This is a genomic window from Klebsiella sp. EMBS2024 (assembly GCF_036233805.1).
Lineage (GTDB): Bacteria > Pseudomonadota > Gammaproteobacteria > Enterobacterales > Enterobacteriaceae > Klebsiella > Klebsiella pneumoniae.
In genome coordinates, this window is record NZ_JAZARW010000001.1 from 4,646,874 (window position 1) to 4,660,764 (window position 13,891).

The 13,891-nt window shown below is 57.8% G+C and carries 12 protein-coding genes and 1 riboswitch; of the genes, 8 read left to right on the forward strand and 4 right to left on the reverse strand.

Features of this window, described 5'->3' with window-relative positions; translation table 11 throughout:
- Nucleotides 1-15: 15 nt before the first annotated feature.
- On the forward strand, nt 16-666 hold the full coding sequence (gene zinT / locus VZP09_RS21295; protein ID WP_020804533.1) for a metal-binding protein ZinT: 651 nt from the start codon (nt 16-18) through the stop codon (nt 664-666).
- A gap of 43 nt (nt 667-709) precedes the next feature.
- On the opposite strand, the gene ppc is transcribed toward zinT, so the two are convergent.
- Both ppc and argE read right to left on the reverse strand, forming a co-directional pair.
- Nucleotides 710-3,361 carry a phosphoenolpyruvate carboxylase gene (gene ppc, locus VZP09_RS21300; RefSeq protein WP_004181636.1) on the reverse strand — a complete coding sequence of 884 codons (2,652 nt, stop codon included), beginning with the start codon at nt 3,359-3,361 and terminating at the stop codon, nt 710-712.
- A gap of 258 nt (nt 3,362-3,619) precedes the next feature.
- Nucleotides 3,620-4,771, reverse strand: coding sequence for an acetylornithine deacetylase (argE, locus tag VZP09_RS21305; RefSeq protein ID WP_119062586.1), 1,152 nt, complete (start codon nt 4,769-4,771; stop codon nt 3,620-3,622).
- A gap of 113 nt (nt 4,772-4,884) precedes the next feature.
- Here argE and argC point away from each other — a divergent pair, with 113 nt between their 5' ends.
- From argC to oxyR, 4 genes are all read left to right on the forward strand, one after another.
- Entirely contained in the window at nt 4,885-5,889 is a 1,005-nt protein-coding gene (gene argC, locus VZP09_RS21310; protein ID WP_048332099.1) for an N-acetyl-gamma-glutamyl-phosphate reductase, read from the forward strand.
- Nucleotides 5,890-5,895: 6 nt separating this feature from the next.
- Complete coding sequence (gene argB / locus VZP09_RS21315) at nt 5,896-6,672, forward strand: acetylglutamate kinase (RefSeq protein WP_015959218.1); 777 nt, start codon at nt 5,896-5,898, stop codon at nt 6,670-6,672.
- A 99-nt stretch (nt 6,673-6,771) separates the two neighbouring features.
- A complete protein-coding gene (argH, locus tag VZP09_RS21320) occupies nt 6,772-8,145 on the forward strand; it encodes an argininosuccinate lyase (RefSeq protein ID WP_004146283.1) in 1,374 nt (457 codons plus the stop codon).
- Between the two features lie 259 nt (nt 8,146-8,404).
- Entirely contained in the window at nt 8,405-9,322 is a 918-nt protein-coding gene (oxyR, locus tag VZP09_RS21325; protein WP_002883015.1) for a DNA-binding transcriptional regulator OxyR, read from the forward strand.
- On the opposite strand, the gene sthA is transcribed toward oxyR, so the two are convergent.
- Nucleotides 9,305-10,705, reverse strand: a complete 1,401-nt coding sequence (gene sthA / locus VZP09_RS21330; protein ID WP_002883016.1) for a Si-specific NAD(P)(+) transhydrogenase — start codon at nt 10,703-10,705, stop codon at nt 9,305-9,307. The genes oxyR and sthA overlap by 18 nt on opposite strands.
- Nucleotides 10,706-10,901: 196 nt before the next feature.
- Here sthA and fabR point away from each other — a divergent pair, with 196 nt between their 5' ends.
- Together fabR and VZP09_RS21340 are read left to right on the forward strand one after the other, a co-directional pair.
- Nucleotides 10,902-11,537, forward strand: a complete 636-nt coding sequence (gene fabR, locus VZP09_RS21335; RefSeq protein WP_004151856.1) for an HTH-type transcriptional repressor FabR — start codon at nt 10,902-10,904, stop codon at nt 11,535-11,537.
- A 15-nt stretch (nt 11,538-11,552) separates the two neighbouring features.
- Complete coding sequence (locus VZP09_RS21340) at nt 11,553-11,912, forward strand: YijD family membrane protein (protein ID WP_002883021.1); 360 nt, start codon at nt 11,553-11,555, stop codon at nt 11,910-11,912.
- Nucleotides 11,913-11,963: 51 nt separating this feature from the next.
- On the opposite strand, the gene trmA is transcribed toward VZP09_RS21340, so the two are convergent.
- Nucleotides 11,964-13,064 carry a tRNA (uridine(54)-C5)-methyltransferase TrmA gene (trmA, locus tag VZP09_RS21345; RefSeq protein ID WP_021440985.1) on the reverse strand — a complete coding sequence of 367 codons (1,101 nt, stop codon included), beginning with the start codon at nt 13,062-13,064 and terminating at the stop codon, nt 11,964-11,966.
- Between the two features lie 114 nt (nt 13,065-13,178).
- Nucleotides 13,179-13,365: riboswitch (cobalamin riboswitch) on the forward strand.
- Between the two features lie 65 nt (nt 13,366-13,430).
- On the opposite strand from trmA, the gene VZP09_RS21350 reads away from it, so the two are divergent.
- A partial coding sequence (locus VZP09_RS21350) for a TonB-dependent receptor plug domain-containing protein (protein WP_228742663.1) occupies nt 13,431-13,891 on the forward strand: 461 nt, incomplete at its 3' end.

The window sequence follows — 13,891 nt, forward strand, 5'->3', positions numbered from 1 at the left end:
ACTCAGGAGAGAGTAATGACCAGAAAGATCCCCCTGCTGGCCTTAGGATTCGGCATGGCTTTAGCCAGCGCCCAGGCGTTCGCCCACGGCAACCATAGCCATGGCCCGGCGTTAACCGAAGTGGAGCGTCAGGCCAGCGAAGGCATTTTTGCGGATAAAGATGTGCAGGACCGCGCGCTGAGCGACTGGGAAGGCGTCTGGCAGTCGGTGAACCCGTATCTGCTCAATGGCGATCTCGATCCGGTGCTGGAGCAGAAGGCGAAAAAGCCCGGCGGCAAGAGCGTGGAGGAGTATCGCGCCTATTATAAGAAGGGCTACGCCACCGCTGTGGAGCAGATTGGCATTGAAGATGACGTGATTGAGTTCCACGTTGGCCAGACCGTCAATAGCTGCAAATACCGCTATTCAGGCTATAAAATTCTGCATTACGCCTCCGGTAAGAAGGGCGTGCGTTATCTGTTCGAGTGCCAGCAGGGCGATGCCAACGCGCCGAAATTTGTGCAATTCAGCGACCATATCATTGGCCCGCGTAAATCACAGCATTTCCATATTTTCATGGGCAATGAATCACAGGAGGCGTTGCTGAAAGAGATGGATAACTGGCCGACCTATTATCCGTATGCGCTGCATAAAGAACAGATCGTTGATGAGATGCTGCACCACTAGAACGGGCGGAAAACCCCCGGCCGGGCGGCCGGGGGGAGATAGATTAACCGGTGTTACGCATACCGGCGGCGACGCCGGCGATGGTGACCATCAGCGCTTGTTCAACGCGCGGATCCGGGTCCTTGCCCTCTTCTTCAGCCTGGCGTGAACGGTGCAGCAGTTCCGCCTGCAGGACGTTCAGCGGGTCGGTATAGATATTACGCAGCTGGATAGACTCGGCGATCCACGGCAGGTCGGCCATCAGATGGGAGTCGTTGGCGATGGCCAGCACGACGTTGATATCGGCAGCCAGCAGCTTGCGCAGCTCGGAACCCAGCGCCCACAGCTCCGGCTTCACCAGGCGCTGATCGTAGTACTCCGCCAGCCACAGGTCGGCCTTCGAGTAAACCATCTCCAGCATGCCGAGGCGGGTAGAGAAGAACGGCCAGTCGCGACACATGGCTTCCAGTTCACTCTGTTTTCCACCTTCGACCACCTTCTGCAGCGCAGCGCCAGCGCCCAGCCAGGCCGGCAGCATCAGGCGGTTCTGGGTCCAGGCGAAGATCCACGGAATGGCGCGCAGCGACTCGACGCCGCCGGTTGGACGACGTTTTGCCGGACGCGAACCCAGCGGCAGTTTGCCCAGCTCCTGCTCCGGGGTCGCAGAGCGGAAGTAAGGGACGAAATCTTTGTTTTCACGCACGTAGCCGCGATACATCTTGCACGACACGTCGGACAGCTCGGCCATGATGTCGCGCCATTCTGCTTTCGGCTCCGGCGGCGGCAGCAGGTTGGCTTCCAGAATGGCGCTGGTATACAGCGACAGGCTGCTGATGGTGACTTCCGGCAGGCCGTACTTAAAGCGGATCATCTCGCCCTGCTCGGTAACGCGCAGACCGCCTTTCAGGCTTCCCGGCGGCTGCGAGAGCAGCGCGGCGTGGGCCGGCGCGCCGCCGCGGCCGATAGAGCCGCCGCGACCGTGGAACAGCGTCAGTTCAATACCGGCTTTTTCGCAGGTTTTGATCAGCGCGTCCTGCGCCTGGTACTGCGCCCAGGAGGCGGCCATCACGCCGGCATCTTTAGCGGAGTCAGAGTAGCCGATCATGACCATCTGCTTGCCCTGGATAAAGCCGCGGTACCAGTCGATATTCAGCAGCTGGGTCATGACGTCGTTGGCGTTGTTGAGGTCATCCAGCGTTTCGAACAGCGGGGCCACCGGCAGAGCAAAGCCAATCCCGGCTTCTTTCAGCAGGAGATGAACCGCCAGCACATCGGACGGCGTTTTCGCCATCGAGATCACGTAGGCGGCGATCGATCCGCGCGGCGCCTCGGCGATCACCTTGCAGGTGTCGAGAACTTCACGCGTCTCTTCGCTTGGCTCCCACTGGCGCGGCAGCAGCGGACGTTTGGAATTCAGTTCGCGGATCAGGAAAGCCTGTTTGTCGGCTTCCGACCAGCTTTCGTAGTCGCCGATCCCGAGGTAACGGGTCATTTCACCCAGCGCTTCGGTATGGCGGGTGCTTTCCTGACGAATATCAATACGCACCAGCGGTACGCCGAAAGACTTCACGCGGCGCAGGGTGTCGAGCAGCTCGCCGTTGGCGATAATGCCCATGCCGCAGGCCTGCAGCGATTTATAGCAGGCGTACAGCGGCTCCCACAGCTGCTCGTTCTGAGTGATCAGTCCCGCCGGTTTCGGCAGCTTCTGGCCTTTCAGGCGCGCTTCCAGCCAGGCCTGGGTCTCCATCAGCTGAGAGCGCAGTTTTTTCATCAGATAACGGTACGGTTCCTGAGCGCCCTCGGCGCCAGCCAGGGCGCGCAGCTCGTCGGTACACTCCACCATCGACAGCTCGGAGATCAGCACCTGCACGTCTTTGAGGAACAGGTCGGTCGCTTTCCAGCGGCTGAGCAGCAGCACGTGGCGGGTGATGTCGGCAGTCACGTTCGGGTTGCCGTCGCGGTCGCCGCCCATCCACGAGGTGAAACGCACCGGGACGAAGTCCACCGGCAGCTGATAGCCAAGGTTGGCTTCCAGCTGTTCGTTCAGCTCGCGCAGATAGTTAGGCACCCCTTCCCACAGGCTGTTTTCCACCACCGCGAAGCCCCATTTGGCTTCATCGACCGGGGAAGGGCGGTGCTTACGAATTTCATCGGTATGCCACGACTGGGCGATCAGCTGGCGCAGACGGCGCATTAGCTGATGGTGCTCGTAGTCAGCGATATCTTTGTTGTCCAACTGCTTAAGGCAGTTGTTCACTTCCACCATTTTATGGATCAGCGTCCGGCGGGTGATCTCGGTCGGGTGGGCGGTTAACACCAGCTCCAGAGACAGCGATTCCACCGCTTGTTTGATGGTCTCTTCGTTGAGATTGGGTTGGTCTTTGAGCTTTCTCAGGGTACGCGCAATGACTTCCGGATTGCTGGCCGCTTCGCCATTCGCCGAAATGCTGTGGTACTGCTCAGCGGTGTTGGCCAGATTCAGAAACTGGCTGAAGGCACGGGCCACCGGCAGCAGTTCGTCGTTTGACAAATTCTGCAGCGTGGTCAGCAGCTCCTGGCGGTTAGCTTCGTTGCCGGCGCGTGAAGATTTGGACAACTTACGGATAGTTTCGACACGATCAAGAATATTTTCTCCCAATGCATCCTTGATGGTATCGCCCAGCACCTTGCCGAGCATACTGACATTACTACGCAATGCGGAATATTGTTCGTTCATGTTACCCCAGACACCCCATCTCATTTTATTTTGTTATATCCGCTGCGCTGGAACGTGAGCAACGGATAAGCAACCCGTCTTTTATAAAGCCACGTAAATACCCCCACGTCAATTACTGCGAAATCGCTTCAGCAAACGAGTAAATCGCCGTAATTTGCGAAATTTAATTCAGGGAGCGCTGGATAAGCATCGCTTATGGAAATGTGACGATCGTCACCGTTCCGCCCCGGGAGAACGGGGCGGAAAAAGAGGGCGATTTTAGTGCCAGCAGAAGTGATGAACCACCTGGCTAATCAGCTCCCGGGTCGGCTTGATAAAGCGCGTCTCCAGATACTCGTCAGGCTGATGGGCCTGATTGATGGAGCCCGGGCCGAGAACCAGCGTCGGACACAGCGTCTGGATAAACGGCGCTTCGGTGCAGTAATTCACCACGTCGGTCTGCGCGCCAAGCAGTTTCTCGACCACCTGCACCAGCTTATGGTCCGGCGGGCACTCGTAGCCGGGGATCGGCGGATGCAGCTCAGAGACCGTCAGGCGGCCCGGCCAGCGTTCGCTGACCGGGGCCAGCGCCTCGCCCAACAGACCATTAAGATCGTTTAGGGTCATCCCCGGCAGCGGGCGGATATCCATATGCAGTTCACAGCAGGCGCAGATACGGTTTGAGGCATCGCCGCCATGGATAGCGCCCAGGTTGAGGGTTGGGTAAGGGACCGTAAACGCCTCGAAGTGATAGCGCTCTTTAAGCAGATCGCGCAACTGCATAATCCGGCCGATGGCGTCGTGCATCAGCTCAATCGCGTTGACCCCGCGCGCCGGATCGCTGGAGTGGCCGGACTGGCCCTGAATACGGATCGCGTTGGACATATGGCCTTTATGGGCGCGGATCGGCTGCAGGGAGGTGGGCTCGCCGATGATGGCGCAGTCCGGGCGCAGCCGGGTGGTTTCGGCAAAGTAGCGCGCGCCGGCCATGCTGGTCTCTTCGTCGGCGGTGGCCAGAATATACAGCGGCTTTTTCAGCGTGGTGACGTCGACATCGCGCAGGGCGTCGAGAATAAAGGCGAAGAAGCCTTTCATATCGGCCGTGCCGAGGCCGTAGAGCTTGTTATCGTGTTCGGTGAGGGTGAACGGGTCGCGCGTCCAGCGGCCATCATCGAACGGCACGGTATCGGTATGCCCGGCGAGCAGCAGGCCGCCGGCGCCGTGTCCGGTGCTGGCCAGCAGGTTGAATTTAAGGCGCGTATCCGGCACCGGCTGTATCTCAACATTGAAGCCGAGATCGCGGAACCAGCCTGCCAGCAAATTGATTAAAGACTCATTGCTTTGATCGAGAGCCTCTTCAGTCGCGCTGATGGATGGTGTGGCGATCAACGCGCGGTAAATCTCGATAAAGGGCGGTAAATTGTTTTTCATTGTTGACACACCTTGGGTCGTGATAGTATCAATATTCATGCATTTATTGTGAATAAAAATACAATATCGTTGAGCGTAAGAAAACCCATCGAATGTAAGGAGATGCGCTTCCAATGTTAAATACGCTGATTGTGGGTGCCAGTGGTTATGCCGGCGCAGAGCTGGTGACCTATATCAATCGTCATCCGCATATGAACATAACCGCTTTGACGGTCTCCGCGCAAAGCAATGATGCGGGAAAATTAATTTCCGACCTGCATCCGCAGCTCAAAGGCATTGTCGATATGCCGCTGCAGCCGATGTCCGATATCAGCGAATTCAGCGCTGGCGTGGACGTGGTGTTTCTCGCCACCGCGCACGAAGTGAGTCACGATCTGGCGCCGCAGTTTCTTGCCGCTGGCTGCGTGGTGTTCGATCTCTCCGGTGCCTTCCGCGTTAACGATGGGGCGTTCTACGAAAAATATTACGGTTTCACTCATCAGCATCCCGACCTGCTCAAACAGGCGGTGTATGGTCTGGCGGAGTGGAGCGCGGATGTGCTTAAAGACGCGCAGTTAATCGCAGTGCCAGGCTGCTATCCGACGGCGGCGCAGCTGTCGCTGAAGCCGCTGATTGAGGCCAATCTGCTGGATCTCAACCAGTGGCCGGTAATCAACGCTACCAGCGGGGTGAGCGGCGCGGGTCGTAAAGCCGCGATCGGCAACAGCTTCTGTGAAGTTAGCCTGCAGCCGTACGGCATATTTAACCATCGCCATCAGCCGGAGATTGCCAGCCACCTCGGGGCAAAGGTAATTTTTACCCCGCACCTGGGTAATTTTAAGCGCGGCATCCTGGAAACCATTACCTGCCGCCTGAAGCCGGGCGTCGGCCATGCGCAGATCGCGGCGGTTTACCAGCAGGCTTACGCCGATAAACCACTGGTACGTTTATATGATAAAGGCGTGCCCGCTTTGAAAAGCGTCGAAGGCCTGCCATTCTGTGATATCGGTTTTGCCGTGCAGGACGATCATCTCATCGTCGTCGCGGCAGAGGATAACCTGCTGAAAGGCGCCGCAGCGCAGGCGGTGCAGTGCGCGAATATTCGTTTCGGCTTCGCTGAGACGCAGTCTCTTATTTAAGGTGTGATGATGAACCCATTAATTATCAAACTTGGCGGCGTATTACTCGATAGCGAAGAAGCGCTGGAGCGCCTGTTTACCGCGCTGGTTAACTACCGTGAAGCGCACCAGCGTCCGCTGATTATCGTCCACGGCGGCGGCTGCGTGGTGGATGAGCTGATGAAGCAGCTCAACCTGCCGGTGCAAAAGAAAAATGGCCTGCGCGTTACGCCGGCTGAGCAAATCGACATCATCACCGGCGCGCTGGCGGGTACCGCCAACAAGACGCTGCTGGCGTGGGCGAAAAAACATGGTATTTCCTCGGTAGGCCTGTTCCTCGGCGATGGCGATAGCGTGAAGGTGACGCAGCTGGATGCTGAGCTGGGCCATGTCGGGCTGGCGCAGCCGGGCTCCCCGACGCTGATCAACACCCTGTTGGCCGGCGGTTACCTGCCGGTGGTGAGCTCTATCGGGGTGACCGACGAGGGCCAGCTGATGAACGTCAACGCTGACCAGGCGGCGACAGCGCTGGCGGCCACCCTGGGGGCGGATCTGATCCTGTTGTCTGACGTTAGCGGTATCCTCGACGGTAAAGGGCAGCGCATTGCCGAGATGACCGCCGAGAAAGCGGAACAGCTGATCGAGCAGGGGATTATCACCGACGGCATGATTGTTAAAGTGAATGCGGCCCTTGACGCCGCACGTGCTCTGGGCCGTCCGGTGGATATCGCCTCCTGGCGTCACGCCGAGCAGCTGCCGGCGTTATTTAACGGCACGCCGATCGGCACACGTATTCTGGCTTAAGATTTCATGCCCGGCGGCGCGTCGTCTGCCGGGCTTACAAGACCGTAGGCCGGGCGGCACAATGCCGCCGGCGGAACTAACGAATAAAGGAAGCATGTTATGGCACTTTGGGGCGGGCGTTTTACACAGGCAGCAGATCAACGGTTCAAACAGTTCAACGACTCGTTGCGCTTCGACTATCGTCTGGCGGAGCAGGATATCGTTGGCTCTGTCGCCTGGTCGAAAGCGCTGGTAACGGTCGGCGTTCTGAGTGCCGCTGAACAGCAGCAGCTGGAAGAAGCGCTGAACGTGCTGCTGGAAGAGGTGCGCGCCAATCCGCAGCAAATCCTCGCCAGCGATGCCGAAGATATTCACAGCTGGGTGGAAGGCAAGCTGATCGATAAAGTGGGCCAGCTGGGCAAGAAACTGCACACCGGGCGCAGCCGTAACGACCAGGTCGCCACCGATCTTAAACTGTGGTGCAAAGATACCGTTGTCGAACTGCTCTCGGCGAACCGCCAGCTGCAGAGCGCGCTGGTGGAGACCGCCCAGCAGAATCAGGACGCGGTAATGCCGGGGTACACCCACCTGCAGCGCGCCCAGCCGGTGACCTTCGCGCACTGGTGTCTGGCCTACGTTGAAATGCTGGCGCGTGACGAAAGCCGTCTGCAGGACGCGCTGAAGCGCCTCGACGTCAGCCCGCTGGGCTGCGGCGCGCTGGCGGGGACGGCGTATGAAATCGACCGCGAGCAGCTGGCCGGCTGGCTGGGCTTTGCCTCCGCCACCCGCAACAGCCTCGACAGCGTGTCCGATCGCGATCATGTGCTGGAGCTGCTTTCCGATGCGGCTATCGGCATGGTGCATCTGTCGCGCTTTGCGGAAGATCTGATTTTCTTTAACTCCGGCGAGGCGAACTTCGTCGAGCTTTCCGACCGCGTGACCTCCGGCTCCTCGCTGATGCCGCAGAAGAAAAACCCGGACGCCCTGGAGCTTATCCGTGGCAAATGCGGCCGCGTGCAGGGTGCGCTGACCGGCATGATGATGACGCTGAAAGGACTGCCGCTGGCCTACAACAAAGACATGCAGGAAGATAAAGAGGGGCTTTTCGACGCCCTGGATACCTGGCTCGACTGCCTGCATATGGCGGCCCTGGTGCTGGACGGCATTCAGGTAAAACGCCCGCGCTGTGCGGAAGCGGCGCAGCAGGGCTATGCCAACGCCACTGAGCTGGCGGATTATCTGGTGGCGAAAGGCGTACCGTTCCGCGAGGCGCACCATATTGTCGGTGAAGCGGTAGTGGAAGCCATTGCGCAAGGGAAACCGCTGGAAGCGCTGACCCTGGCCGATCTGCAGAAATTCAGCCCGGTGATTGCGGACGATGTGTATCCGATCCTGTCGCTGCAGTCTTGCCTCGAGAAACGCGCAGCGAAAGGCGGCGTCTCGCCGCAGCAGGTAGCCCAGGCTATCAACGAGGCGAAGGCTCGTTTAAGCTAATCCTTAGATATCTGCCCTCCCTGACCCGGCCAAGCCCAGCGACGCCGGGTTTTTTATGCAAAAAAAAAGCGGACGCAAGGTCCGCAAAAGTTCACGTTGGCTTTAGTTGTTCGGGTAGAGAAACAGTGTGACGGGTCAGTGATTTTCACAGGTAGACCGTCTTTATGGGCGTATTATTGAACAGAAAACTTGATAGGGATAATCGTTCGTTGCTATGCTATCTATCGCCATGGACTATCGTGGCGATGGAGGATGAATAATGAATATTCGCGATCTTGAATACCTGGTAGCGCTCGCCGAACACCGCCACTTCCGGCGGGCGGCTGACTCATGCCATGTGAGCCAACCGACGCTCAGCGGACAGATCCGCAAGCTGGAGGATGAGCTTGGCGTCATGCTGCTGGAGCGCACCAGCCGTAAGGTTCTGTTTACCCAGGCGGGGCTGTTGCTGGTGGATCAGGCGCGTACCGTGTTACGCGAAGTAAAAGTGCTCAAGGAAATGGCAAGCCAACAAGGGGAAACCATGTCCGGGCCGCTGCATATCGGCCTGATCCCGACAATTGGCCCGTACCTGCTGCCGCACATCATTCCGATGCTGCATCAGACCTTCCCGAAGCTGGAAATGTATCTGCACGAAGCGCAGACCCATCAGCTGCTGGCTCAGCTCGACAGCGGTAAGCTCGACTGCGCCATCCTGGCGCTGGTCAAAGAGAGCGAGGCCTTTATCGAGGTGCCGCTGTTCGATGAGCCGATGATGCTGGCTATTTATGAAGATCATCCGTGGGCGAACCGCGATCGGGTGCCGATGTCGGATCTGGCCGGTGAAAAGCTGCTGATGCTGGAGGATGGCCACTGTCTGCGCGATCAGGCGATGGGCTTCTGCTTTGAAGCGGGGGCGGATGAGGATACCCACTTCCGCGCGACCAGCCTGGAAACGCTGCGCAATATGGTGGCGGCAGGCAGCGGCATTACCCTGCTGCCGGCGCTGGCGGTGCCGCAGGAGAGAAAACGCGATGGCGTAGTCTACCTGCCGTGCATTAAGCCAGAGCCAAGACGCACCATCGGTCTGGTTTATCGTCCGGGCTCCCCGCTGCGCAGCCGCTATGAACATCTGGCGGAGGCCATCCGCGGCACGATGGATGGCCATTTCGACAAGGCGTTAAAACAGGCGGTTTAAGCCGTTCAGCGCGGCAACCCGGTACGCTTCCGCCATGGTCGGGTAGTTAAAGGTGGTGTTGACGAAGTACTCAATGGTGTTGCCACCGCCTTTCTGCTCCATGATCGCCTGGCCGATATGAATAATTTCGGCCGCGCGCTCGCCAAAGCAGTGAATGCCAAGGATCTCCTTGGTTTCCCGATGGAACAGGATCTTCAACGTACCAACGCTCATACCGACGATTTGCGCCCGCGCCAGGTGTTTAAACTGGGCGCGGCCCACCTCATACGGCACTTTCATCGCCGTCAGCTGCTGCTCGGTTTTCCCGACGGAGCTGATTTCCGGAATGGTATAGATCCCGGTCGGGATATCTTCAATCAGATGCGCTGAGGCTTCGCCTTTCACCAGCGCCTGGGCGGCAATGCGTCCCTGATCGTAAGCGGCAGAAGCCAGGCTTGGATAGCCGATGACATCGCCAACCGCATAGATGTGCGGGAGGGCGGTCTGATACATGCTGTTGACCTTCAGCTGACCGCGGCTGTCGGTCTGCAGACCGATATTTTCCAGCGCCAGGGTGTCGGTGTTGCCGGTGCGGCCGTTAGCGTACAGCAGGCAATCGGCCTTCAGCTTTTTGCCGGACTTCAGGTGCATGATCACCCCGTCATCCACCCCTTCAATTTTCTCATACTCCTCGTTGTGGCGAATAACCACGCCGCTGTTCCAGAAGTGATAAGAGAGCGAGTCTGACATCTCCTGATCGAGGAAGGCCAGCAGACGATCGCGGGTGTTGATCAGATCGACCTTCACCTCCATGCCGCGGAAGATCGACGCATATTCACAACCGATCACCCCGGCGCCGTAAATGATCACATGGCGCGGCTCATGCTGCAGGCTGAGAATCGAATCGCTGTCATAGATGCGCGGGTGGTGGAAATCGACATCCGCCGGATGGTAGGGACGCGATCCGCAGGCGATAACGAATTTCTCCGCGGTCACAGTCTCGACCGTGCCGTCATGGCACTCCAGCGCCAGAGTATGCTCATCCACGAAGTGGGCATTGCCCTGCAGAATTTCACAGTGGTTGCGCTCATAGAATCCCTGGCGCATATGAGTCTGCTGGTTGATGACGCTGTCGGCATGGTTAAGGATGTCGGCGAAAGAAGAGCGAAGAAGGCGGGAGTGGTCGCTGTAGAGGGGGTTTTGGTTAAACTCGATAATACGGCTGACGGCATGGCGGAGGGCTTTCGACGGGATGGTGCCCCAGTGGGTGCAACCGCCGCCGACATTATGGTAGCGCTCGATGACGGCAACGCGTGCTCCCTGTTTCACCAGTCCCATGGCGGCGCCTTCCCCGCCAGGACCGGAACCAATCACTATTGCATCATAATCCCAAGAGTGTGACATGGCATTACTCACCTGTTTTATACATAAAATAAACACGATGATAACATTCGCTGCGCTTTAACCCAATTATCGTTGTGCTTTTTTGCAGCATAAAAGCAGAAACGGCTCGTAAACAATCATTCACAATCCAGGGCAAACCGATTAGTTTTAATCTCTGGTATAGTGCCAGCAGGGCTATTGGAAGGATTCATACATCGTGATGGGCGTAAGAGCACAACAAAAAGAAAAAACCCGCCGTTCGCTGGTGGAAGCGGCATTCAGTCAACTTAGCGCTGAGCGGAGTTTCGCCAGCCTGAGCTTGCGTGAAGTGGCACGGGAAGCAGGGATCGCGCCGACGTCCTTTTATCGTCATTTTCGCGACGTCGATGAGCTGGGCCTGACGATGGTCGATGAGAGCGGACTGATGCTGCGCCAGCTGATGCGCCAGGCGCGCCAGCGGATAGCCAAAGGCGGCAGCGTGATCCGCACCTCGGTCTCCACCTTTATGGAATTTATCGGTAACAACCCGAACGCCTTCCGCCTGCTGCTGCGCGAGCGCTCGGGAACTTCTGCGGCGTTTCGCGCCGCCGTCGCACGCGAGATCCAGCACTTTATTGCGGAACTCGCCGACTATTTAGAACTCGAAAACCATATGCCGCGCGCCTTTACCGAAGCGCAGGCTGAAGCTATGGTCACCATCGTTTTTAGCGCTGGCGCGGAAGCGCTGGATGTCGGCCCTGAGCAGCGCCGGCAGCTGGAGGAACGGTTGGTACTGCAGCTTCGAATGATCTCGAAAGGCGCGTATTACTGGTATCGCCGTGAACAAGAAAAAATGTCACATCATTCCGAATAACGTGAAGGACGAGCAATGAAACACTCAGTTCAAGATAAAGGTACGCTGCTGCTGGCGCTGATTGCCGGGTTATCCATTAATGGCGCCTTTGCGGCGCTGTTCAGTTCGATAGTTCCGTTTTCCGTCTTCCCCATTTTATCCCTGCTGCTGACGGTCTACTGTCTGCATCAGCGCTATCAGAATCGCAGTATGCCCGTTGGGCTACCGGGCCTGGCCGCCGCCTTTTTTATTCTCGGGGTGCTGTTGTACAGCACCGTCGTGCGTGCGGAGTACCCGGATATCGGTTCTAACTTCTTCCCGGCCGTTCTGTCCGTCGCGATGGTCTTCTGGATCGGCTACAAGATGCGTAACCGCAAAGATACCGCAGCCGAGTAAGCCGCCAGCGGTAAAAAAACCGGCAATATGACGTTGCCGGTTTTTTTGGGCCTATTTGCGGGTCAGCAGGACGCCGCACTCCATGTGATGGGTATACGGGAACTGGTCGAACAGCGCCAGCCGGGTAACGTTGTGCGTCTGACTTAGCGTTTCCAGATTGCGACACAGCGTTTCCGGGTTGCACGAAATATACAAAATACGCGGATAGGCCTGCACCATTTTTTCCGTCTCGCTGTCCAGCCCGCTGCGCGGTGGATCGACGAAGATGGTTTCGCACTGATAGCTCTGCAGATCGATACCCTGCAGCCGGTTGAACTGCCGCACCCCGTTCATCGCCTGAGTAAACTCTTCCGCCGCCATGCGGATAATCTGCACGTTGTCGATATGGTTAGCGGCGATGTTGTACTGCGCCGCCGCCACCGACGGTTTGGCGATTTCGGTGGCCAATACGCGATCGAAATTACGCGCCAGCGCCAGCGAGAAGTTACCGTTGCCGCAGTACAATTCCAGCAGGTCGCCAGTCGCCCCTTTGGTGACATCCAGTGCCCACTCCAGCATCTGAATGTTCATGGCCGCGTTCGGTTGGGTAAAGCTGTTTTCCACCTGACGGTAGATCATCTCCCGCCCGCCAACCGGCAGGCGTTCATCTATATAGTCTTGATCGAGCTCGATTTTGGTTTTGGTCGCCCGCCCAATCAGATGCACATTGAGCCCCTGGGCTCGCAGGGCGTCACGCAGCGCCTCCGCTTGCTCACGCCAGGCATCGTCCAGCTTTTTATGATACAGCAGCGAAACGACCGCCTGGTTGCTGAGGGTGGTCAGATAGTCAATCTGGAACAGCTTCTGGCGTAGCACGGGATTGTTGCGTACGCCCTCCAGCATGGCGGTCATCAGCTGATTGATCAGCGCGCTGGCGGCCGGGAAGCTGTCAACGCGAATCCGCGACCGGGTCTGCTGATCGAAAATAATATGGTACAGATCGTCGCCATCGTGCCACAGACGGAACTCGGCGCGCATACGGTAGTGGCTGACCGGCGAACGAAACACTTCCGGAACCGGCGCGGCAAAAGGCGCCATCATGGTTTGCAAACGGACGACTTTTTCTGCCAGCTGCGCTTCGTATTGTTCGGTAGGAAGGTGTTCGGGGGTCATGATGTATCCTGAATAAAATAAGTACGCGGGGATTGTAGGGAAAGCGCCGGGGATGTCCAGCCTCGAATGCCGCGGGAAATATAATTAGCAGTCTGGACATCTATATGGTTCTGATTGTAGCATTCGCCTACCGGTCCTGTGAGTTAAAAGGGAACCCAGTGGAAATCTGGGGCTGACGCGCAGCGGTAAGGAAGGTGAGAAATGAGCGCACTCGGTGCAGACACTGCGGCTAGCCGTGGGAAGTCATTATTTCTTGAAACAGCCTCCAAGCCCGAAGACCTGCCGGAATACGTCGCACTGGGTTTTATCGTCGCGAGCAACTGATAAAACCTGCGGCATCCTTTTTCTGTTTCGGATGCTTTTACAATGATTAAAAAAGCTTCGCTGATGACGGCCTTATCCGTCACGGCATTTTCCGGCTGGGCGCAGGATAGCAATTCAGATACGTTGGTGGTGACAGCAAACCGTTTTCAACAGCCGGTCAATACCGTGCTGGCGCCGACCGACATTGTGACGCGCGATGACATTGACCGCTGGCAGTCCAAAGATTTAAACGATGTCATGCGTCGTCTTCCCGGGGTCGATATTGCCCGCAACGGCGGCATGGGGCAGAGCGCTTCGCTGTATGTTCGGGGGACGGAGGCTCGTCACGTGCTGGTGCTGATCGACGGTGTGCCGATGGCGCGTCCGGGGATCTCCAACGGCGTAGATATCAGTCAGATCCCTATCTCACTGGTCCAGCGGGTGGAATACATCCGCGGCCCGCGCTCCGCGGTGTACGGCTCCGGAGCGATCGGCGGGGTGGTGAACATCATCACCATGACCGA